Consider the following 21,570-nt stretch of genomic DNA (forward strand, 5'->3'; position numbering starts at 1 on the left):
GGGCTGTGCCGTTGCGCTACGGCCACCAGGGCGATCCCCGGCTCCTTGAGCACTTCCTTCGAGTCCCGGAGCCGCTGAATTCAGCGGGCCGGTCGCGATGGGTGTCCGTCCGGAGGAACTCCCCATCGGCCCCGTCGCCATCCCGTGCGAGCGGCCATGTTGTGCAATGCGAAATTCTGTAGTGCAGATGTGGTGCACGGCCTGAGCGCGGCCATAGGTTCCCCTCTCAACAGACCGGTCCTCACCGGGCGCAGCGCTCTCACCTGCCGGAACACGGACGTTCCGGCGTGCGCGCGCCCTTCCCCCACCCCCGTCCCTCCGGGCGCCCCTGCCCGGACTTCTCCCCGAGGGAACCGAGGAGCTTTTGATGAACGCACGCTCAGTACGCGGCGCAGTGGCAGTGGTGGCCTCCCTGTGCGCCCTGGCCGCAGTGTCGGCCTGCGACGTCCAGAACAGCAGTGCCTCCGCCGGCAGCAGTGCCTCCGCAGCGACGGCGAAGAACCTCAAGGTCGGCTGGTCGACCATCTACCTGACCCCGTCGTGGATGCAGCAGACGCTGAAGATGCTCAACGGCGATGTCGGCAAGCTGAAGAAGGCGGGAAAGGTCTCCGAGTTCAAGACCTTCAACGCCAACGGCGACACGTCGCAGCAGATCGCGCAGATCCGCGCCATGATCCAGCAGAAGTACGACGTGATCCTGGTCGACGCCGGCTCCTCCACGGCCCTCGATCCGGCCCTGGAGCAGGCCGTGTCCGCCGGCATCACGGTCGTCGCCTTCGACTCCCTGCCCAACAGCACCAAGGTGATCCGAGTCGGCACGGACCAGAAGGCGTGGGGCTCGATGATGGCCACCTGGCTGGCCAAGAAGCTCGGCGGCAAGGGCGACATCATCGCCATCAACGGCCCCGCGGGCGTCGCCGTCAGCGAGGACCGGTGGGCCGGGGCCGCGGCGGTCTTCAAGAAGTACCCGGGCATCAAGATCGTGAGCAATGTGCACAGCGAGTACAACCTCGCCCCGGCCGCCCAGGCCTTCGCCTCCGCCTACTCCGCACACCCCGGCATCCAGGGCGTCTTCTCCCAGGGCGGCGCGCTCTCGGCCGCCGCGCTGCAGACGCTGGTCAAGCAGGACAAGAAGCTCGTCCCGATCACCGGCGAGAACTACAACGGCTTCCTGAAGCAGTGGCAGGCCCAGCAGAAGAACGGTTTCTCCTCCTATGCCACCGCCCAGCCCAACTACCTGGCCGTGATCGCCCTGGAAGCCGCCGTCGCCAAGAAGGAAGGCACCTCCGTCCCCCAGGACATCACCGTCCCGCTGCCCGAGATCACCGACAAGAACCTCGCCCAGTACGTCAAGACCGACCAGCCCGACGACTCGTACCCGATCAACGACATCTCGCAGTCCGAGATCGACAAGCTCATCGGAAAGTGAAGTCGGGGGAGTGTCCATGACGTCCGTGCTGAGCGTGGAGCAGGTCACGAAGTCCTTCGCGGGCAACCAGGTGCTGCGCGAGGTGAGCCTCACCGTCGAACCCGGCGAGGTCCTCGCGCTCGTCGGGGAGAACGGGGCCGGCAAGTCCACCGTCCTCTCCCTCGTCACCGGGCTGCTCGCGCCGGACTCGGGCCGGGTGGTCTACGACGGCACCCCCGTGCCCCGGGCGTGGTCCCCGCACCGCGCCCGGGCCGCCGGGATCGGCTCCGTCCACCAGGAGCTGAGCCTCAACCCGCACCAGAGCGTCGCGGAGAACGTCTTCCTCGGCGCCTGGCCCAGCCGGCACGGCCTGGTGCGGGCCGGTGAACTCGCCGCGCGGGCCCGGCCGTTGCTGGAGCGGGTCGGCCTGGACGTCGACCCGCACCTGCGCGCCGGCCGGCTCCCGCTCGGCAGCCTCCAACTGGTCGAACTGGCCAAGGCGTTGGCGGGCAAACCCCGCCTGCTGATCCTGGACGAGGTCACCTCCGCCCTCGACGAGGACCAGGTGGCCGCCGTCTTCCGGGTCGTGCGCGAACTACGGGAAAGCGGCGGATCGGTCATCTTCGTCAGCCACCGCATGGCCGAACTCTTCGCCATCAGCGACCGCTTGACGGTCCTGAAGGACGGAGCGGTCACCGCGACCCGGCAGCGGGAGCAGACCGATCACGACGACGTCGTACGACTGATGATCGGGCGGGAGCTGTCGGACCTGTTTCCGCCGAAGGCTCCCGCCAAGGCTGCCTCTCACGAACCACTGCTCCAGGCGCGGGAGTTGACCGTCACCGGTGGCTGCACCGCCGTCGACCTGGACCTCGTGCCCGGCCGCATCCTCGGCCTCGGCGGGCTCCAGGGCCAGGGCCAACGCGAGGTCCTGCGCGCCCTGTTCGGCCTCGCCCGGCACACCGGGCGGATCACGGTGGACGCACGGCCCGCACGGATCGCCTCCCCGCGCGAGGCGATCCGGCACCGCATCGCCTACGTGCCGGAGGACCGCAAGACCGAGGGCGTCCACACCGCACGCAGCGTCCGCGACAACCTCGCCCTGCCCAGCCTGCGCGAACTCGCCCCGGCCCGCCGCCTGACCACCGTCTCGCGCGGCGCCGAATCCCGCCTGGTCGCCGAACTCACCGAGCGGCTGCGCATCAAGGCCGCCTCCCCGGCGCAGGAGGCGCGCCGCCTGTCCGGCGGCAACCAGCAGAAGGTCGCCCTCGCCAAGTGGCTGCCCACGGCGCCCCGGGTCCTGCTGCTGGCCGAACCGACCCGGGGCATCGACATCGGCACCAAACGCGAGATCTACCACCTCCTGCGCCGCCTCGCCGACGACGGCATGGCGGTCCTGGTCACCTCGGGAGACACGATGGAACTGGTCGGCCTCTGCGACGAGGTGGCCGTGCCGTACGAGGGGAGAGTCGTCGACCGGCTCGCCGGCACCGACCTCACGGAAGAGCGGCTGGTACGGGCGTCGGTGATGGGCGCGGCCGCCTCGGCGGACCCTCCGGCCGACGGACCGGCCGCGGAACCGGACACCTCCGCACCCGGGAGCGTGGCCCATGCGTGACCGTCTGGCCTCCCTCACCCGGGGCAACACCGAGATCCTCTGGCTGCTCGGCCTCCTCCTCGTCCTGCTCGTCGCCTACCAGCACTACGACTCCGGGCTGCTGACCCCCGCCTCCATCACCATCCTGTCCGCCCAGTTCCTGCCGTTGATCCTGGCCGCGGCCGGACAGACCTCGGTGATGCTGCTCGGCGGCATCGACCTGTCGCTCGGATCGGTGCTCGGCCTCGCCATGGCCGTGTTCGCCACGCATGACGCGCACAGCACCGGCTCAGTCGTCGTCGGGGCGATGGTCGCGCTGGGCGCGGCCGTCGGCGCGGGCGCGGTCAACGGCGCGCTGGTGGCGTACGCCGGACTCCCACCGATCGTGGTGACCCTCGCCGCCTCCTTCCTGTGGAGCGGAGTCACCCTGGTCGTCCTGCCGCAGCCCGGCGGACATGTGCCGGGCGGACTGGTGAACGCGTACAACAACGGCTGGAACGGCGTCGCGCTGCCCGCCCTCGCACTCGCGGTCGTCCTCGCCGTCTGGAAGCTGCTGCGCACCACCCGGCACGGGCTCGCCCTGTACGCCGTCGGCGGCAACGAACACGGCGCCTACGCCAGCGGGTTGCACACCCGCGGCGTGAAGATCGGCGGCTATGCGCTGGCAGGCGCGTTCACCGGCCTTGCCGGGATCGGGCTCGCGGTGCAGACCGGTTCGGCGGATCCGACCATCGGCACGCCGTACACCCTCAACTCCATCGCCGCCTGTGTGCTCGGCGGCATCAGCTTCTTCGGCGGGGTCGGCAGGATGCGCGGCACGGTCCTGGGCGCGCTGGTGATCGGGCTGCTCACCAACCTGCTGCTGTTCACCGGGATCTCGCCGTTCTACCAGCTCGTCGTGCAGGGCGTGATCCTCGTGGTGGCGCTCACGCTGAAGACGTACCTCACGAAGGAGGCAGCCGTATGAGCACGGTGAGTGTGGTGGCCGTGGTGCGCGGCAGCCGGGCCGCCTGGGCGTTCGGCGTGCTGGCGCTGACCTGGATCGCGGCGGTCCTGTTCGCCGACGGCTTCGACAGCCTCTCCAACTTCCGCTACCTGGTGCAGACGGCGTCCTTCCTGGGCATCGTCGCCGTCGGCCAGACCCTGGTCGTCATCATGAGCGGCATCGACCTGTCGGTGTCGGGGGTCGTGGCCCTGTCGGCGGTCGTCTGCGCCAAGGTCGCCTCCGGTACGGGCGGCGGGGTCACGGGCGTTCTGGCCGCCCTCGCGCTGAGCGCGCTCGTGGGCGCGGTGAACGCGGCCGGCGTGGTGTGGCTGCGGGTGCCGCCGATGGTGATGACGCTGGCCAGCGGCACCATCCTCTCCGGCGCCCTCCTCGTCTACACCGACGGCTCGCCCAGCTCGGCCCACCTGCCGCTGCTCGACTCGCTCGCCAACGGGCGTCTGCTGGGCGTCCCTTGGGCGTTCGTGCTGTGGCTGGGCATCACGGCCGTCGCCGGCTGGCTGCTGCACGCCTCCCGCACCGGCCGGTACGCGTTCGCGCTGGGCTCCGGCGAGAGCGCCGCCCGCGCCTCCGGAGTGCCGCTCGGCGCCACCGCGTTCACCGCGTACGTCGGCTGCGCCCTGCTCGCCGGAGTCGCCGGCCTGGTGCTGCTCGGCTTCACCGGCACCAGCTCGCTGACCATGGGCAACCCCTACCAACTGCTGTCCATCGCCTCCGTCGTGCTCGGCGGCACCTCCATCCTCGGCGGCCGCGGCCACCTCCTCGGCACCGTCGCCGGCGCCCTGCTGCTGACCCTGCTCACCGCCCTGCTGACGTCCTGGAACCTCTCGGAGGGCGTACGGCAGGTCGTCCTCGGGGTGCTGATCATCGGCCTGCTGCTGGTCTACGCGAGGGAGCGCCGCACATGAGCGAACCGACCTCGCTGCTACGGGATCTCGTCCGACTGCCCAGCGTGAACCCGCGGGGCGGACCGGGCGACGGGGGCGAGACGGCCGTCGCCGAGTACGTCCGCGACTGGCTCCAACGGCACGGCGTACAGGCCGAGTTGCACGAGGTGCTGCCGGGGCGGTGCAACGTGGTGGCGGTCGTGCCGGGGTGCCGGGAGAAGGCCGTGCTGCTGGAGTCGCATCTCGACACGGTCGAGGTCGACGGGATGACGGTGCCGCCGTACGACGGCGAGGTGCGCGGCGGCCGGCTGTACGGGCGCGGAGCCTGCGACGCCAAGGGGCCGCTGGCCGCGTTCATGCTGGCCGCCGCCGAACTCGCCCGCGGGAAGCCGCCGTTGCACACCGTCGTACTGGCCGGGGTGTGCGACGAGGAGCACGAGTACCGCGGGGTCGTGCACCTGCTGCAGCGGCTGCGGGGGCGCGCGGTCGTGGGCGCGATCGTAGGGGAGCCGACCGGACTGGTGCCGGCCGTCGCCCACAAGGGCGTCGTGCGCTACACCGTGCGGACGACGGGCCGGGCCGGGCACAGCTCACGCCCGGAGGAGGCGGTGAACGCGATCTCCCTGATGGCCCCGGTCCTCACGCACCTCGCCGCCACGCCCCCGGCCGTCGCCCCGCACCCGCTGCTCGGCCCGGCCACCCGCTCGGTCACCCGGATCCGCGGCGGCACCGGTCCGAACACCATCGCCGCCACCTGCGAGGTGGACGTGGACCGGCGCACGCTTCCCGGGGAGGAGCCGGACGTCGTCTGGCAGCAGGATCGTGCCGAACTCGCCGTGCTGGGCGCCGAGTTGGACCCCCCTTTCCTCATCGACCCTGCCCTCGACACACCCGCGGACTCGGCCGTGGTGAGCGCGCTGCGCCGCGCCCTGACCGCCCTCGGTCACCCCGGCGAGGTCGCGGGCATGCCCTTCGGGACGGACGCCAGCAAGATCGCCCGGGTGGGCGTACCGACGGTGGTCTTCGGCCCCGGTTCGATACGGGACGCCCACTCGGCGGACGAGTCGGTGGAACTGGCGGAGGTGGAGCTGGCCGCGCGGGCCGTGGTGGCGGCGGTGCGTGGCATGGACGTGGAGAACATGGCCGTGGAGGAGGCGTCTTGCGGCTGACCGACCACGTCACCCTCGTCGCCAGCGGAGCGGCCGGATTCGATCTCACCGACCCGCTGGACTGCCACGTCTACCTCGTGCGGGGCACGCGCCGCAGCGCTCTGATCGACGCCGGTGCCGGACGCTCCGTCCCCGACATCCTGCGCACCGCAGGCACCCGCCCCGACCTCCTCCTGCTCACCCACGGCCACGCCGACCACGCCGGCGGGGCCGCCGCTCTCGCCGATGAACTGCCCGGCCTGAAGGTGCTGGCCGGCCCGGAAGCCGTCCGCTGGATCGCCGACGGCGACGAAGCGGGCCTCAGCGTGGACAAGGGGAAGGCCGCCGGTGTCTACCCGGCCGACTACGCCGTGCGGCCCTGCCCGGGTGTCGAACCGGTCGCCGACGGGACGGAGTTCGACCTCGGCGGGGGAGTGGTCGTACGGGCCGTGGCCACTCCCGGTCACGCGGACGGGCACCTGTGCTACCACCTCACGACCCCGCACCACCGGGCCCTGTTTTCCGGGGACTGCGTCTTCACCGGAGGCCGTATCTCCCTGCAGAACCTGCACGACTGCCGGGTGCCGGAGTACGCGGCCAGCCTGACCCTGCTGGCCGCGCTCGACGTGGACGCGCTGTTCCCCGGTCACCACGAGGTCTCGCTCTCCAGAGCCGGACGCCATCTGGCCGCCGCCCGTGACATCGTGGCCCGTGGCCTGCTGCCCAGGAGTACGACATGACGACGACACCACCGGCCCGACGCAACCAGTCCTCGTCCCTGCGCCGCGCCCTCACGGTCCTGGAGTACGTCCGCGACCACGCCGGCACCGGCCGGGGCGTGTCCCTGAGCCGGATCGCGGACGACCTCGGCGTCAACAAGAGCACCGTGCTGCGCCTGGCCACCCCGCTCATCGAGACCGACCTGCTGGTGCGCGACCGGGAGACCGGCTGGTTCCGGCTCGGGCACGGCACCCTGCGGCTCGGACAGGCGTACCTGTCCTCCCTCGATCTGCGCACCGCCGCCGCGGAACCGCTCCGGCTGCTCCAGCACGCGGTCGGCGAGACCTGCCACCTGGTCGTGTACGAACCGCCGGACGTCGTCTACATCGACAAGGTCGAGAACGAGGCCAGCGTTCGCATGGCCTCCCGCATCGGCAGCCGCGTGCCCGCCTACCGCACCGCCGTCGGCAAGGCCATCCTCGCCTGGCAGGGCGAGGAGGCGTTCCACACCGTGGTGGCCGCGGGGATGCCCTCGATCACCCAGTACACGGTCACCGACCCCGCACGGCTGCGCATCGAGCTCGAACGTGTCCGGCACCGCGGCTACGCCATCGACGACCGGGAGAACGAACCCGAGGTGCGGTGTGTCGCCGCGCCCGTCTTCGACCACACCGACGCGGTGGCCGGTGCGCTCAGCGTCTCCGGCCTGACCACCCGGATGACCCCCGCCCGGGTCCGCGAGGTCGGCCCCATGGTGGTCCGCACCGGCCTGGAGATCTCCCACGTCCTCGGCTCCGCCCGGGGACGCTGAACAAGCCGGCGACCCGAGTAACCCGAGTAACCCGAGTAACTCGAGCAAGCCGAGTCGCCCGAGTAAGCCGAGCAACATCAGCGAGCCCGCCAACCCCGCCAACCCCGCCAACCCCGCCAACCCCGGCAACCCCGCCAACTCCGGCAATCCCGCCAACTCCGGCAATCCGAAGGGAACCCCGTGCGATCCGCCCTCTACACCTTCGTCGAGGACCTGCGCGCCGAGGGCGTCAGCCAGGTCCTGGACCGCGTCCTCGACACGTACGGCTGCGACACGCTCACTGTCGCCGCCGCCTACCATCGCGCCCGCGACGTCACCCCGCACGGCCCCGCCCGGGTCACGCTGAGACAGGACGGCGTCCACTTCACACCCCCGGCCGACCTGTTCGACGGGGTCCGCCTGACCCCGCCCGTGCAGCCCGGCGCCGACCGCGAACCGCTGCGCGAGCTGCGCCGGGCCACCGCGGACCGTGGCGCCGCCCTGCACGGCTGGACCGTCTTCCTGCACAACACCACCCTCGGCCTCGCGCACCCCGACGTCACCCAGGAGAACTGCTTCGGCGACCGCGCCGCCCCGGCCGACCTGTGCCCCGCCCACCCGGACGTGCGCTCCTACGCCGTCGCCCTGGCCCGTTCCGTCGCGCGCCTCGGCGTGGACGCGGTTGTCGCCGAGTCGCTCCACTACGGCACCTTCGGCCACGGTTACCACCACGAGCGCAGCTTCGTGCCCCTCGGCCCGCTGGAGGAGTTCCTGCTGGGCCTGTGCTTCTGCCCGCACTGCACGCGGCACGCCGAGGAAGCGGGCGTGGACGCCGCCAAGGCGCGTGCGGTGGCGGTGGAGTCGGTCGGCAGGGTGCTCGACGGTGCCGCCCCGACACCGGGAAGCCTGGGGGGCCTTGACGACCTGCCCGGCCCCGTCGCCGCCTACGCCCGCGCCCGCCGCTCCACCGTCACCTCACTCGCCGCGGCCGTCGCCGACGCGGTGGCGGACGAAGGCTCCGACCTGGTCTTCCTCGATCTGACCGGTGCGGTCAAGGGCTACGGCGACGGCCTGCCGACCGGGGCGCTCGCGGCCGAGGACGCATGGTGGACCGGAGTCGACCCGGCGGCCGTAGGCGCGGTGGTCCCCGGATACTCCGTACTCGCCTACGCCCGCGACCCCGCCCGTATCGCCGCCGACACCGCCGCCTACCGCAGCGCCCTGCCGGACACCTGCGCCCTGCGGACCGTGCTGCGCCCGGGCGCACCGGACACGGAGTCCGCCCATGCCCTGGCCGACAAGACGGCGGCGGCCCGCACGGCAGGCGCGGACGCGGTGGACTTCTACCACTACGGGCTGGTGCCGTTCCCCGTGCTCGAACGCATCCCCACTGCCCTCGGCCGGTGAGCGGCCGGACGGCGCGTCCCTTGTCCCCGCCCGGATCCGCCGTGCCGAGGAACCCCACGGGCGCCGCCGCCTCGCAGGTCCCCTACGAAGAGATGCCCGGCCTTCTGCTCCGTGCGCTCTGCTCTTCCGCGTCCTTCGCGCCGACGCCGTCTGGGAGTGCCGCGCGATAACCGCTCTGGGCCATCTCGGCCACCATCGCGGCGAGATGCCCGCAGGCTCGCGCGATCTCCTTCTGGGTCTGGGTGCGCTCGCTGACGGTCGCCGCGACGAGCAGGGCGGTCAGCGAGGAGGAACCGTTGAACGCCTGCAGGGTGATCATGTTGGTGAGCAGGTTGTGGCCGGCGAACGGGCCGGACTCCCGTGCGGCGGCGATGACCGCGAAGGTCGACACGGCCAGGGCGCACGGCGCGGCCCCGGCCAGTTGGAAGCGGAAGGCCGCCCAGATCAGCAACGGGAAGCCGAGGAACATGAGGGGCGCGCGGCTGGTCTCGAGGACACCGACGCAGCAGGTGGCTGCGAGCAGCAGCAGCCCCTCCGCCCAACGGGCCGGCGGAGCGTCCTTCGGCCAGCGCGCCGAGCGCAGAACCAGCAGGACCGGCGTCACCGTCAGGACGCCCATCGCATCGCCGGTCCACCACACCGACCACGTGGGCCAGAACTGGTCGGCACTGAGCACACCGGCGAGGGCCAGAGTTCCGCTGCCCGTCGTCGCGCTGACCAGCATCCCGGTGAACGCACCGAGAAAGATCAGCGCCAGCGCATCCCGCAGACGGTCCAGTTCGACACGGAATCCCGTACGGCGCAGCAGTAGGTACGAGCACACGGGGGCGAGGGTGTTTCCCGCCACGATCAAGAGCACGGCCCAGACCGACGGGCCGAGGGAGACGTTGACCAGGAGTGCGCCGAGGGCGATCCCGGGCCAGACCCTCGGGCCGCGCAGCAGCAGGCTCGCCAGGGCGATACCGGTCGGCGGCCACAGCGGGGTGACCTGGCCGCGCACCAGTTGCTGAAGGAGCCCCAACTTGGCGGAGACGTAGTACAGCGCAGCAACGACGCAGACGTCCAGGGCAGCCACACCGCCGCGCCGGAGCTGTTCACGCCGCGCGCGAGTCATCGGGCGACCTCCGCATCGACACCGTGCAGAGGTCCATCATCCGCCGGATCCTCGAAATCCTCTACGGAACGATTGAGCTGGTCGTCAGGCGGAGCCGTCCGGGCAGGCAGGCGGGGTGCGCAGGGCGAGGACGGCCATGTCGTCGTGACCGTCGCTGGGGTGGTGATCGGCCAGTGCCTGCACGAACTCCTGCAGGGGCAGGGCTGCGTACGCGGTGGCGAGACCGGTGAGTTCGTCGAGACTGGCGTCGATGGGCCGGTCGGGGCGCTCGATGAGCCCGTCCGTGAAGAAGACCAGCGTGGCGTCCGGAGGCACGAAGCGGGCGTGGTCGGGGCGGGGTTGCTCGAAGTCGACCCCGAGCGGCAGCCCGGGCTCGGCGAACAGGTATTCCGCTGGCTGCCCAGGGGCGATGAGCAGGGGTGGGACGTGACCCGCGCTGCTCCAGTGAAGGCGCCAGCCCGGGCCGTCCGGTTCGATGCGCGCCAGGGTCGTGGTGGTGACGGGATGGTCCGTGATGGCCTGCAGCGTGCGGTCGAGCTGGGTGAGAACCGCGCCGGGCGGGCCGCCCTGTGCGAACAGCAGGGCGCGCAGCATGTTGCGGACGGAGGCCATGGCGGCCGCGGCCCGCAGATCGTGACCGACCACGTCGCCGATGACGACCGCCACGACGTTGCCGGGCAGCGGGATGGCGTCGTACCAGTCCCCGCCGAGGCGACTGGGCTCGGCAGCGGGCCGGTAGACGGCGGCGGCGGTGAAAGGCCGCACGTCGGGCAGTGTGGGCAGCAGGAGGCGCTGGAACTGCTCGGCTCCGACGCGCACCCGTTCGAACAGACGGACGTTCTCGATCACGATGCCGGCTGCGCTCGCCAGCGCGACGACGACACTCTCGTCGTGGGCGTCGAAGGGCTGCCCGTCGCGCCGCTCGGAGAGGTAGAGGTCACCGTAGATCTCGCCGCGGACGCTGATGGCGACGCCGAGCAGGGTATGCAGGCGCGGGTGGGCGGGCGGGAATCCGGCGGACGCCGGATGGGTCGCGATGCCATCCACCCGCAGGGGCGCGGGGTGGCGGATCAGGTGCCCGAGGACGCCCAGACCACGAGGGAAGGCGGTCTCGGCCAGATCGGCGCGTTCCTGTTCGGACAGGCCGGCGGAGATGAAGTGCTTCAAGCGGTCGCCCGACTCGTCGAGTACTCCCAGTGCCCCGTAGCGGGCGCTCACCAGGTCCATGGCGGTGGTCACGATGCGGTGCAGCACCGCGGGCAGCTCGACCTCCCGGCTGATGGCCACCACCGCATCCAGCAGGCCCTGCAGCCGGTCCATGGCGGCCAGCAGAGCGCGCAACTGCTCGTCGATCCGCCCCAACTCGGTGCGCAGGCGTACGTGCAGGTCGGGAAGGTGAGGCTGCGTCGGGGGTTCACCTTCCCCGATGCCTGACATCACGGGCGTCCGGTGGCGGGAGGCCCGGTCCAGACGGTTGAGCGGTCCATTCCGGCCTCCTGGCAGTCCCTGATCCCATCGCGGTCACAGCCGGGCGATGAAACGGGCTAAACAGTCTTTTCTCGCAAATCAGGATGGCACACTCGTGCATTTCGGGTGGCTGCCTCGGTGGAGCAAGCTTCCCTCTGTCGCAAGCATTGACAACCTTGCGCAAGGTTGCCGAATATTGCCGCACTGTTGAGGCTTCGTCGTCGAAGAAGCGGAGTGCCGGCGTGACCCCCACCCTGACCGATGTCGCAAGGCGCGCGAACGTCGCGCTCTCCACGGCTTCCCGAGCGTTCAGCGACCCACAGCGCGTGGGGCCGGAAAGCTTGCGCAAGGTTCTGGAAGCCGCGCAGGAGCTGGGCTACGAACCACCGGCCCCCCGCCCGGTCGAGGCGCTGTCGGACACCGCCACCGTGTCCGTGGTCGTCCCGGACATTTCCAACCCCGTCTTCGGCACCTTCGTCAAGGCCGCCCAGACCCAGGGATGGCACCGTCGGCTGACGATCGTGCTGGCCGACACCGACTTCGACCCGGACCACGAGAGGGAAGTGATCGCCCAGCTCAGCGACAGGTCGGCCGGCCTCATCGTGTGCTCACCACGACTCGACGCCGAGGACGTGGTCGCCCTGTGCGGAGACACCCCGCTCGTCCTCGTCAACCGCGAGACCACGACCGCCGACTGTGTCCTGGCCGACGCGACCGACGGTCTGCGGCAGACCGTCGAGTACCTGGCCGCACTGGGACACCGCCGGATCGCCTACGTCCAGGGCTCGCAGCACTCCTGGTCCAACAGCCACCGTGTCGATCTGGCCCGGGCACAGGCCGAGCAGGCCGGCCTGGAACTGGAGGTCCTGGGCTGGCAGTCCGAGACGGTGGCCGGCGGTACCGCGGCCGCCGCCGGCGTGATCGCCTCGGGCGCGTCCGCGGTCGTCGCGCACAACGACCTCGTCGCCCTCGGCGTGATCGCAGGAGCGCGCCGGCTCGGCGTGCGGATCCCGGACGACCTCAGCGTCGTGGGCATCGACGACATGCCGCTCGCCGAGGCCGCACACCCGGCCCTGACCAGCATCGCCGTACCGATGGAGCGGGCCGGGTCGCTCAGTCTGGAGCTGCTGGCCCAGTCCATGAACCACGAGCGCCAGGAACCACGCACCCTGCGACTGCCCACCCAGCTCGTCGTCCGCGAGTCCACCGGCCCGCTCGCCAGCCGTGCCCACGCCGCAACAAGGGGGCACGCGTGACAGGCCCGGGCTCTGTACACACCGGTGCTCTGACCGTCGTGGTCGCAGATCCCCATCTGGCGCAGTTCCGCGAGCAGTTCGAGGCGGCCCTGCCCGCCGCGACCCTCGTGCACTGGCCCGCCCCGAAGGACTACGACGCCCTGCGGTCGGTACTGGGCGACGCCGACGTGCTCGTGTCCGGAGACTGCCCCGCCGAGGTGGCCGCCGCGGGCAAGCGGCTGCGACTCGTGCACGCCGCCGGCGCGGGCGTCGACGGGATCGACGTCGCCGCCCTGCCGCCGGGCACCGTCATCGCCAACACCTTTCACCACGAGGACGCGATCGCCGAATACGCCGTCGCGTCCGCGATCCTGCTGCGCCGCGGTTTCCTCCGCCAGGACGCGGCACTGCGCAACGGCACCTGGGAGCAGCCGACGTATCCAGGTCTGCTGGGCGAGGCCACCGTCGGTTTCGTCGGCTTCGGGCACATCGGCGCCTGCGCCTGGCGGCGTTTTCGCGGGTTCGGCGCGAAAGGCGTGGCCGTCAGCCGCCGCGGCGACGTCGACGCCGTGGCCGAGCACCTCCTCTGGGCCGGAGACATGGACGATCTGGACGCCCTGCTCGAGACCGCGGACCTGGTCGTCGTCTCCGTCCCGCTCACCGAAGAGACCCGCGCAGTGATCGGAGCAAGGGAGTTGAAGCTGATGGGGCCATCGTCCGTGTTGGTCAACGTGGGCCGCGGTCCGGTCGTCGACGAGGACGCGCTGTACGCCGCCCTGCGCTCGGGCGCGACAGCCGGAGCGGCCCTCGACGTCTGGTACGACTACCCGGCCGACGGACGGACCGGCCACCCCAGCCGGCACCCCTTCCACTCACTGCCCAACGTCCTGATGACGCCCCACTCCTCGGGGCTCGCCCGGTCCACCTTCGCCCGCCGTGCGGACGACATCACCGCCAACATCCGCCGCCTCGCCGCGGGCCAGGGGATCGACAACGTCGTAGGGGTGGCCTGATGAGCAAGCACGACACCATCGTCGCGGCGGACGTCATCGTCACCAGCCCCGGCCGCAACTTCGTCACCCTCAAGATCACCACCGAACAGGGACTGGTCGGCTGGGGCGACGCCACCCTCAACGGCCGCGAACTCGCAGTCGCCTCCTACCTGCGCGACCACGTGGCCCCGCTGCTCATCGGCCGGGACCCGGCACGCATCGAGGACACCTGGCAGTACCTGTACCGCGGGGTGTACTGGCGGCGCGGCCCGGTCACCATGACCTCCATCGGCGCGGTGGACCTGGCCCTGTGGGACATCAAGGGCAAGGCCACCGGCCAGCCCGTGCACCAGCTCCTCGGCGGCCCGGTCCGCGACCGCGTCCTGACCTACACGCACGCCACCGGCTGGGACCTCCCGCAACTGCTCGACTCCGTCGACGCACAGCGCGAGCGCGGCTTCCTCGCGGTCAGGGCACAGATGGGCGTGCCCGGTCTGGACACGGTCTACGGGGTCAGCCCGAAGACGGCGGGCTACGAGCCGGCCGGCCGCGGTGCCGCACCCGCCGAGGAGACCTGGGACACGGCCGCCTACCTCCGGCACGCGCCGGGCGCCCTCGCGGCGGTCCGCGAGCACGTCGGCGCCGAACTGCACCTGCTCCACGACGCCCACCACCGCCTCACGCCCAACGAAGCCGCGCGCCTCGGTAAGGCGCTGGAGGACGTGGACCTGTTCTGGCTCGAGGACGTGACCCCGGCCGAGAACCAGGAGGTCCTGCGCCACACCCGCCGGCACACCACGACACCGCTCGCGATCGGCGAGGTCTTCAACACCGTCTGGGAGTGCCAGTCACTCATCACCGAGCAGCTGATCGACTACGTCCGTACGTGCGTCACGCACGCCGGCGGCATCAGCCATCTCCGCCGCATCGCCGCCCTGGCCGAGATCTGGCAGGTCAAGCTCGGCCCGCACGGCCCCTCCGACGTCTCACCCGTGGCCCTGGCGGCCTCCCTGCACGTCGGCCTGTCCACGCCCAACTTCGCCATCCAGGAGTACATGGGCTACGACCCTCTGGTGCACGAGGTGTTCCGGCACGACTGGAGCTACGCCGACGGCCACCTGCACCCGGGCGACGCCCCCGGACTCGGGGTCGAACTCGACGAGACGCTCGCCGCCCAATTCCCCTACGAGCCCGCCTACCTGCCCGTGGCCCGGCGCCGCGACGGCTCGATGACGGACTGGTGAGATGACGGCCGTACCCACCCTCAACTCCCGTACGACACCTGCTACTTCGCTGATGCACCGGCGCACGCTCACCCGGACCGGCATCGTGCACCTCGGGCTCGGCAACTTCCACCGCGCCCATCAAGCCGTCTACACCGCGGCCGCCCTGAACCACAGCGACGGCCCCTGGGGCACCCTGGGCGTGGCGAGCCGCTCCCCGGCCGTGGCCGACGCCCTCCGCGCGCAGGACCACCACTACTCCGTGGTCGAGATCTCACCCGAGGGCGCCCGGGTGACCGTACCCGCCGTGCACACCGGCGTGCTCGTCACGGCGCACGAACCGGACGCCGTCGTCGACGCCATCGCGGCCCCGGACACCCGGATCGTCTCCCTCACCGTGACCGAGCACGGCTACACCTTCTCGCCGCGCACCGGACGCCTCGACCTCGACCACGAAGACATACGGTCCGACCTGCGCGGCGACACGCCGCCACGGACCACGATCGGGCTGATCGTCCGAGGGCTGCAGCGCCGGCTGCGGGACCACGCGGCGCCGGTGACGGTGCTCAGCTGTGACAACCTCGCGGGCAACGGCACCCAAACCGCTCTTCTGGTACGGGAGTTCATCGAGTCCCTGCCGAGTGCCGAGCGCGACGAGCTGGCGGGTTGGCTGGGCGAGGCCGTGACGTTCCCGAACACCATGGTCGACCGGATCGTGCCTGCCACCACGGACGCCTACCGCCTGATGGTCGCCGAGCACCTGCGTGTACGGGACGAAGTCCCGGTTCCCGCCGAGCCGTTCAGCATGTGGGTCCTCCAGGACCGCTTCGCCGCGGGACGTCCGGTCTGGGAGCACGGCGGGGCGCTGTTCACGGACGACGTCGAGCCGTACGAACTGCTCAAACTGCGTCTGCTGAACGGCACCCACTCGCTCATCGCCTACCTGGGAGCGCTGGACGGCCGGGCGACCATCCCGGACGCCATCGGCCGGCCCTTCGTCGCCGAGGCGGCCCATCGGGTGCTGCACGGTGACTACCTGCCCAGCCTCACCGTCCCCGACGGCATCGACCTCGACGCCTATGTGGCACAGCTCTTCGACCGCTGGGCCAACTCCGCGCTGGGCCATCGCACCCAACAGGTCGGCTCGGACGGATCCGTGAAGCTCCGCCAGCGCGTCCCCGACCCGGCCGTACGTCATCTGCGGGGCGGACGGATGCCCCACCATCTCGCCCTCACCGTCGCCGCGTACCTGTGCTGCATGGCCCCGCCCACCGGTTTCGACCCGGGGCCGCACGCCGCCGCGATGACCGATCCGGCCCGCGACCGCCTCCGTAGGACCGCCGAACGCGCCCTGTCCACAAGCGAGTTCGTGACCAGGGTCATCGACGCGGGACTGCTCGGCGACGGACTCGCCGAGTTCCCCGAATTCACCGAGCGGGTCGCCGAGTTCATCGGCGTCCTCGCCCGGCACGGCACGGCCGCGGCGGCGGGCGCCGCGGCCGAGGCCGCCGACTCGGAGCCGCTGCTGGCGGCCTGAGACCAAACCGCCCTCCCTCACAAGGATGTGAGACTGTGTCAGATCCACCTGTCGTCTTGACGAGAGCCGCAGTACTGCACGGTCCTGAGGACCTGCGCATCGAGGAGATCCCCGTCCGGCCCCCCTGCCCCGGCGAAGTTCTCGTGGACATCGACGCCGTGGGCATCTGCGGCTCGGACATGCATTACTTCTCGAGCGGTCGCAACGGTCAGAACGAACTCCGCCGGCCGACGGTCCTGGGGCACGAGGCCTCGGGAGTCGTGACCGAGGCCGGGCCCGGGACGGACATCCGCCCGGGCACACCGGTCGTGATCGAACCGGCCGTCGGGTGCGGTTCCTGCCCCGTCTGCCGCGCGGGCAGATACAACCTGTGCCCATCCGGCACCTGCTTCGGCTCACCGCCCACGCACGGACTGCTCGCCGGACGCGTCACCGTCCCCGCCCGCGCCGTTCACCGGCTTCCGGAGTCGATACCCGTCGAACTCGGGGCGCTGATCGAGCCGTTGGCCGTGGCGGTATGGGCGGTCCGCCGTGCCGAGGTCGCCTTCGGACACCGGGTCCTGGTCACCGGAGCGGGACCGATCGGAATCCTCGTGACCCAGGTGGCGCGCGCAGCGGGAGCCACCGAGGTGATCGTGACGGACCTCAACGACGAGAGGCTGGCCCAGGCCCGCAAACTCGGCGCCACCCAGACGGTGAACACAGCCCAGCAGGACCTCGACCTCTCGGACGTCGACCGGCTGATCGAGTGCTCGGCGCATCCCGCCGCGCTCTGGCAGGGCCTTCGCACGCTGAAGCCCGGCTCCCGGGCGACCGTCGTCGGCCAGGCCCCGCCGGCCGTGGACGGGCTGCCGCTCGGTCACCTGCAGCGGTGGGAGATCGACCTCGTCACCTCGTTCCGCTACGCACACGCCTTCCCCACCGCCCTCGCCCTGGCCGCCGACGGCCGGGTCGACCTCGTGCCGCTGCTCACCGGCCGCTTCCCGCTCGACGCCGCCGCCGACGCGCTGCGCGCACCGCTCGTGGACCCGAACCACCTCAAGGTCGTGGTCCGCCCCGACGGCACGCCCGGCTGATCGCCCTCCCCGGCGCCGCAAGATTCCCGCTCATCCCCATTCACCGCTTCGCCGCACCTCGACGTCCCCACCGTTTCGAGGCCATCCCCATTCAAGGAGGCATGGACGATGGACACTCCCACCGACGCGCTGACGAACGACCCGACCCCACCCACCGCCGCGGCACCCGTCCCCGCAGACCCAGCCGCGATCCGCCGCGCCGCCTGGGCGGGGCTCATCGGCACCGCTCTGGAGCAGTACGACTTCGTCATCTACGGCACGGCTTCGGCGCTGGTCTTCGGCCGGCTGTTCTTCCCGAACGCCTCGCCGGCGGTCGCGCTCCTCGCCAGCTTCGCCGCCTACGCAGTCGGCTTCGCCGCACGCCCGCTCGGCGGCCTGTTCTTCTCCCGCCACGGCGACCGGCTCGGCCGCAAATGGGTCCTGGTCACCACCCTGTTCCTGATGGGCGGCTCCACCTTCGCCATCGGCGTGCTGCCGACGTACTCCGCCGTCGGTGTGCTCGCACCGGCCCTGCTCGTGCTGTGCCGCTTCTTCCAGGGCTTCGGCGCCGGCGCCGAACAGTCCGGCGGCGCCACCCTCCTCACGGAGACGGCCGCACCCGGAAGGCGAGGGCGCCTGGCCGCACTCGTGATGACCGGCGCGGCGCTCGGCACCGTACTGGGCGCCGTCGCCTGGATACTCGCCCAGAGCCTGTCCGAGGACCAGCTCATGAGCTGGGGCTGGCGGCTGGTCTTCGCCAGCAGCCTGCTGGTCACCGCCGTCGCCGTGGTCATCCGCCGCCGGCTCACCGAGAGCCCCGTCTTCCAGGACTTCAAGCAGCAGCACGAGAAGCCCAAGTCACCGGTGCAGGAGGTCTTCCGGCACGGCAGGAAGCCGATGCTGCTCGTCCTGTTCATGAACGTCGGCATCAGCGCGCAGTCGTACACCTACCAGGTGTTCATGGCCTCGTACCTGGTGTCCACGGTCGGCGTGGACGCCTCCTTCGTCCCCAAGGTGCTGATGATCGGAGCCGCTTGTGGCGGCATCGGCGCGATCGGCTTCGGCCTCCTCTCCGACCGCGTCGGGCGCAGGCCCGTCTACTCCGCGATCGTGACCGCCCTGGTCCTGCTGCCCGGCCCGTCCTTCATCGCCCTCAACACCGGTTCGCCCATCGCCATCACCGTGACGATGATCGTGGGCTTCGTGCTGGCCGGCCAGGGCGCGGTGGGAGTGCAGATGAGCTACTTCCCCGAACTCTTCGGCAGCCGCTACCGCTACGCCGGAGTCACCCTGGGCCGGGAGTTCTCCTCCGTGCTCGGCGGCGGCGTAGCGCCACTGATCTGCGCCTCTCTCCTCACCGCGTTCTCCGGCTCGTGGATCCCGGTGGCGGCCTACATGACGCTGATGATGGTCATCAGCCTGGTCGCCGCCCGCCTGGCCCCGGAGACCCGCGATCGCGACCTGACTGCCCTGGTCGACGCCACGGCCCGGCCGTCGGCCGCGACCGAGGCGAGCGCTCGGTGATCGGCACCCGCCTGCCGGATGAGGTCGCCGCCGCCCGACCCACTGTGCGCAAGGCGTAGGCGGACGGCGGCTACCACCATCGGAGTTACCTGGCGACCAGCTTGCCGCCGCCCGCCAGGGTGTAGGTCTTGCCGCCCAGCGCCTTGTTGGCGGTGAGGGACTTGTCGTAGTAGACGGTGTGGCCGTTGCCGGTGATGTTGGTGATCTTCGTGCCGGAGATCTCCGCGCCGGTGAGGCTGGTCAGGGTCGAGTCGGCGGTGACCGTCCAGGAACTGCTGGAGTCGAGCGTCAGCGCCGCCTTGTTGATCGCGCCCTTGAGGGTGCTGCCCTGCTTCAGCACCACCGTGGCCGAACTGGTGCTGTCCGACAGGACGTTGCCGGTGAGCTTCTCGCCGTACGCCTTGAGCGTCGCCTTGCTCTTGGCGGTCACGTCGAGGAGCTTGCCGTTGCTCTCCTTGACCTTGGCACCGCCCTTGAGGGTGATGGTGGCGGTGGTGTTCGTGACGTAGAAGAGGTCGCCGCCCTTCGCGGTGAGGGAGCCGCCGTCCATGGTGAACACGGCGGTGCCGACGAGGGCGTCGCCGGAACCGCTCTGATGCAGCATGACGCCGTTCTTGCCGCCGGTGACCGTAGTGTCCTTGAAGACAACGGAGTTGGCGCCCTCGACGACCGCGCCCTCCGCGCCGGTCGCGGTGACCGTGGCCTTGGTCACCGTGATCTTGCCGGTGGAGTAGACACCGGGAGCGTCCTGCCCGCTGGTGGTGAACGTGCCGCCGGTGACGTCGACCGTGCCGCTGCCGCGGTCGGTGGCGATGGTCGCGGAGTTGGCGCCGGTGGTGTCGGCCGTGACGTTCTTCAGCGTCAGTTTGCCGCCGCCGGAGGCCATCACGCCGTGCGCGTACCGGCCGGTGGCCTTGATCCTCGTACCCGTGAGCGTCACCGAGGAGCCGGAGCCGTAGGCGAAGACGCCGTTGGCGCCCTTGCCGGTGGTGCTCACGGTGCCGCCGTCGAGGGTGATGTCGCCGCCGTTCTCGGCGAGCACGCCCGCGTTCAGGCCGTAGAAGCTGCTCTCGTCCGACGACGACGTGGTGCCGGAGGTGGTCACCCTCGCGTCGGTCAGCGTCAGCTTGCCGCTCTTGGTGACCAGCACCGCGGACCTGTCCTTGGTGGACGAGGTGTACGACGCCCCGGACTTGGAGACGGTGCCGCTCTTCAGCGTGTACGTGCCGGTGGCCGTGTACTGCTGCGTCGAAGCACCCGGCCCGCCGCCCGACCCGCCCGGAGCGCCGGACGGCGGTGTGCCGCCGGGGCCGCCCGCCTGGGCACCCGCGGAGGCCGAGGACGACGCGCTGGTGCTCGTGGTGGAGCCGCAGCCGACGAGCACGAGCGAGGCGACAAGGGCGGTGGCCGCCAGAACGGATCTCGACAGGCGGTGCGTGGACGGTCGGCTGGTCATCGGTTCCTCCGGCAGGTACTCGCAGCTCACGGGCCGCGTACGGGCGACCGTGTCCGCAACCCTCGTGCCCGCCGTTGTGACCCTGCTGTGCGATGGGTGTGGGCCCCCTGCGAAGAACTGCCGTACCGGCGGCCGAGGACGATCACCGGAGCCGAGCTCGTCGTGGGCGGCCCACCGCGTACTCGACGGCCGCGGAGTGATCCAACCACCGCGAAGATCATTTCGTTGGGAGTTCCAACAGCTGTCCCGTAACCGTCGGTCGATTGCTGACCGCGGCGCAGCGCGAGAGTGCAGCCGGGATTTCGGACCAACCCTGTCCCCGGACAGCCGCCATCGGCTATCACGGTTGTCCGGCCCACCGCGGCGCGTCTGTCAGCGGGGGCGGTGTGTGCCGCGGCCACGGCGTTCCGACCTGTTCCGCCACGGCCGCCCGGAATGCTTCCAGAAGGATGCATCCGGGATACGTCCCGAACGTTCCGTACTTCCAGCGGTAGTAGCACGACCAGTAGCTGACCACGCGGCGTTCTGTGCGGGCGAAGAAGGCCGGATTCTCAGCGATGAACTGCCCGTAGAGGCGGCGCTGGGGCGAGCCCGGCCTGGCAAGTCCGGGGAGCCCCCGGCTGATGGCCTCAAGGATCTCCAGCACGTACTCGCCGGCCAACTGCACGACGAACGGGACCACCCACGGCTCGCTCGATGCCACGAGCTGCTCAAGGTGGCGCTGGCGGACCAGGCCATCACTGTGCCGGGAGTACAGGCAGTGCAAAATCACCTGCTGGGTTCCGGTCAGGCGCCGTTCCAGGTCGGCACCCGGCTCCTCGTTGTAGATGCGTGAGGGGATGGTGACCGTTTCACCCTGCATCTCGACCTCGAAGGGCTGAATCGGGCCGAATCCGGCGTCCGGCATGACAGCCAGGACGCCCTGCACGTCGTCAGCAAGACGAGCCGGAAATGCTGCCGCCAGGACAGGGGCGACGTTCGAGGGATCCCGCGGTAGCTGCACAACA

Annotated in this window: 18 protein-coding genes; 14 read left to right on the forward strand and 4 right to left on the reverse strand. The window is 71.1% G+C overall.

All coding sequences use genetic code 11. The annotated features are described in order from the left end of the window. Positions 1-367 precede the first annotated feature (367 nt). The 8 genes from ABZ880_RS43145 (at position 368) to ABZ880_RS43180 (ending at position 8,960) form a co-directional block, all read left to right on the forward strand. Positions 368-1,429, forward strand: coding sequence for an ABC transporter substrate-binding protein (locus tag ABZ880_RS43145; RefSeq protein ID WP_361275403.1), 1,062 nt, complete (start codon positions 368-370; stop codon positions 1,427-1,429). A 16-nt stretch (positions 1,430-1,445) separates the two neighbouring features. Beyond that, a complete protein-coding gene (locus tag ABZ880_RS43150) occupies positions 1,446-3,026 on the forward strand; it encodes a sugar ABC transporter ATP-binding protein (RefSeq protein WP_361275406.1) in 1,581 nt (526 codons plus the stop codon). Next, complete coding sequence (locus ABZ880_RS43155) at positions 3,019-3,972, forward strand: ABC transporter permease (RefSeq protein WP_361275409.1); 954 nt, start codon at positions 3,019-3,021, stop codon at positions 3,970-3,972. The genes ABZ880_RS43150 and ABZ880_RS43155 overlap by 8 nt, the downstream gene beginning before the upstream one ends. Further along, positions 3,969-4,916, forward strand: coding sequence for an ABC transporter permease (locus ABZ880_RS43160; RefSeq protein WP_361275411.1), 948 nt, complete (start codon positions 3,969-3,971; stop codon positions 4,914-4,916). Before ABZ880_RS43155 ends, ABZ880_RS43160 begins: the two co-directional genes overlap by 4 nt. Further along, positions 4,913-6,064 (forward strand): M20 family metallopeptidase, encoded by a 1,152-nt coding sequence (locus tag ABZ880_RS43165; RefSeq protein WP_361275414.1) that lies wholly within the window; start codon positions 4,913-4,915, stop codon positions 6,062-6,064. The genes ABZ880_RS43160 and ABZ880_RS43165 overlap by 4 nt, the downstream gene beginning before the upstream one ends. Then, positions 6,055-6,783: an MBL fold metallo-hydrolase gene (locus ABZ880_RS43170; RefSeq protein WP_361275416.1), complete on the forward strand. Its 729-nt coding sequence runs from the start codon at positions 6,055-6,057 to the stop codon at positions 6,781-6,783. Before ABZ880_RS43165 ends, ABZ880_RS43170 begins: the two co-directional genes overlap by 10 nt. Next, the gene (locus tag ABZ880_RS43175) at positions 6,780-7,574 is read left to right on the forward strand and encodes an IclR family transcriptional regulator (protein WP_361275419.1); all 795 of its coding nucleotides are present in this window, start codon (positions 6,780-6,782) and stop codon (positions 7,572-7,574) included. The genes ABZ880_RS43170 and ABZ880_RS43175 overlap by 4 nt, the downstream gene beginning before the upstream one ends. Before the next feature lie 180 nt (positions 7,575-7,754). Continuing rightward, a complete protein-coding gene (locus tag ABZ880_RS43180; RefSeq protein ID WP_361275422.1) occupies positions 7,755-8,960 on the forward strand; it encodes a hypothetical protein in 1,206 nt (401 codons plus the stop codon). 82 nt (positions 8,961-9,042) lie between these two features. Here the strand turns inward: ABZ880_RS43180 and ABZ880_RS43185 are convergent, their stop codons facing one another. Together ABZ880_RS43185 and ABZ880_RS43190 are read right to left on the reverse strand one after the other, a co-directional pair. After that, positions 9,043-10,074 (reverse strand): MASE1 domain-containing protein, encoded by a 1,032-nt coding sequence (locus ABZ880_RS43185; protein WP_361275425.1) that lies wholly within the window; start codon positions 10,072-10,074, stop codon positions 9,043-9,045. Positions 10,075-10,158: 84 nt separating this feature from the next. Next, positions 10,159-11,511 (reverse strand): GAF domain-containing SpoIIE family protein phosphatase, encoded by a 1,353-nt coding sequence (locus ABZ880_RS43190; RefSeq protein ID WP_361275427.1) that lies wholly within the window; start codon positions 11,509-11,511, stop codon positions 10,159-10,161. 272 nt (positions 11,512-11,783) lie between these two features. Between ABZ880_RS43190 and ABZ880_RS43195 the strand changes: the two genes are divergently transcribed. The 6 genes from ABZ880_RS43195 (at position 11,784) to ABZ880_RS43220 (ending at position 19,107) form a co-directional block, all read left to right on the forward strand. After that, positions 11,784-12,797 carry a LacI family DNA-binding transcriptional regulator gene (locus ABZ880_RS43195; protein ID WP_361275430.1) on the forward strand — a complete coding sequence of 338 codons (1,014 nt, stop codon included), beginning with the start codon at positions 11,784-11,786 and terminating at the stop codon, positions 12,795-12,797. A gap of 38 nt (positions 12,798-12,835) precedes the next feature. Next, on the forward strand, positions 12,836-13,789 hold the full coding sequence (locus ABZ880_RS43200) for a 2-hydroxyacid dehydrogenase (protein WP_361275433.1): 954 nt from the start codon (positions 12,836-12,838) through the stop codon (positions 13,787-13,789). Then, positions 13,789-15,012 (forward strand): D-mannonate dehydratase ManD, encoded by a 1,224-nt coding sequence (gene manD, locus ABZ880_RS43205; RefSeq protein WP_361275435.1) that lies wholly within the window; start codon positions 13,789-13,791, stop codon positions 15,010-15,012. Before ABZ880_RS43200 ends, manD begins: the two co-directional genes overlap by 1 nt. Before the next feature lies 1 nt (position 15,013). Next, positions 15,014-16,528 (forward strand): mannitol dehydrogenase family protein, encoded by a 1,515-nt coding sequence (locus tag ABZ880_RS43210; protein ID WP_361275437.1) that lies wholly within the window; start codon positions 15,014-15,016, stop codon positions 16,526-16,528. 56 nt (positions 16,529-16,584) lie between these two features. Further along, the gene (locus tag ABZ880_RS43215) at positions 16,585-17,604 is read left to right on the forward strand and encodes an NAD(P)-dependent alcohol dehydrogenase (RefSeq protein ID WP_361275439.1); all 1,020 of its coding nucleotides are present in this window, start codon (positions 16,585-16,587) and stop codon (positions 17,602-17,604) included. 108 nt (positions 17,605-17,712) lie between these two features. Continuing rightward, positions 17,713-19,107, forward strand: a complete 1,395-nt coding sequence (locus ABZ880_RS43220; protein ID WP_361275441.1) for an MFS transporter — start codon at positions 17,713-17,715, stop codon at positions 19,105-19,107. Between the two features lie 85 nt (positions 19,108-19,192). Here the strand turns inward: ABZ880_RS43220 and ABZ880_RS43225 are convergent, their stop codons facing one another. Together ABZ880_RS43225 and ABZ880_RS43230 are read right to left on the reverse strand one after the other, a co-directional pair. Beyond that, a complete protein-coding gene (locus ABZ880_RS43225; protein WP_361275443.1) occupies positions 19,193-20,563 on the reverse strand; it encodes a right-handed parallel beta-helix repeat-containing protein in 1,371 nt (456 codons plus the stop codon). 340 nt (positions 20,564-20,903) lie between these two features. Next, on the reverse strand, positions 20,904-21,566 hold the full coding sequence (locus ABZ880_RS43230; protein ID WP_361275446.1) for a hypothetical protein: 663 nt from the start codon (positions 21,564-21,566) through the stop codon (positions 20,904-20,906). Positions 21,567-21,570 lie beyond the last annotated feature (4 nt).

It is taken from the genome of Streptomyces sp. NPDC047043 (assembly GCF_040644055.1).
Classification (GTDB): domain Bacteria; phylum Actinomycetota; class Actinomycetes; order Streptomycetales; family Streptomycetaceae; genus Streptomyces.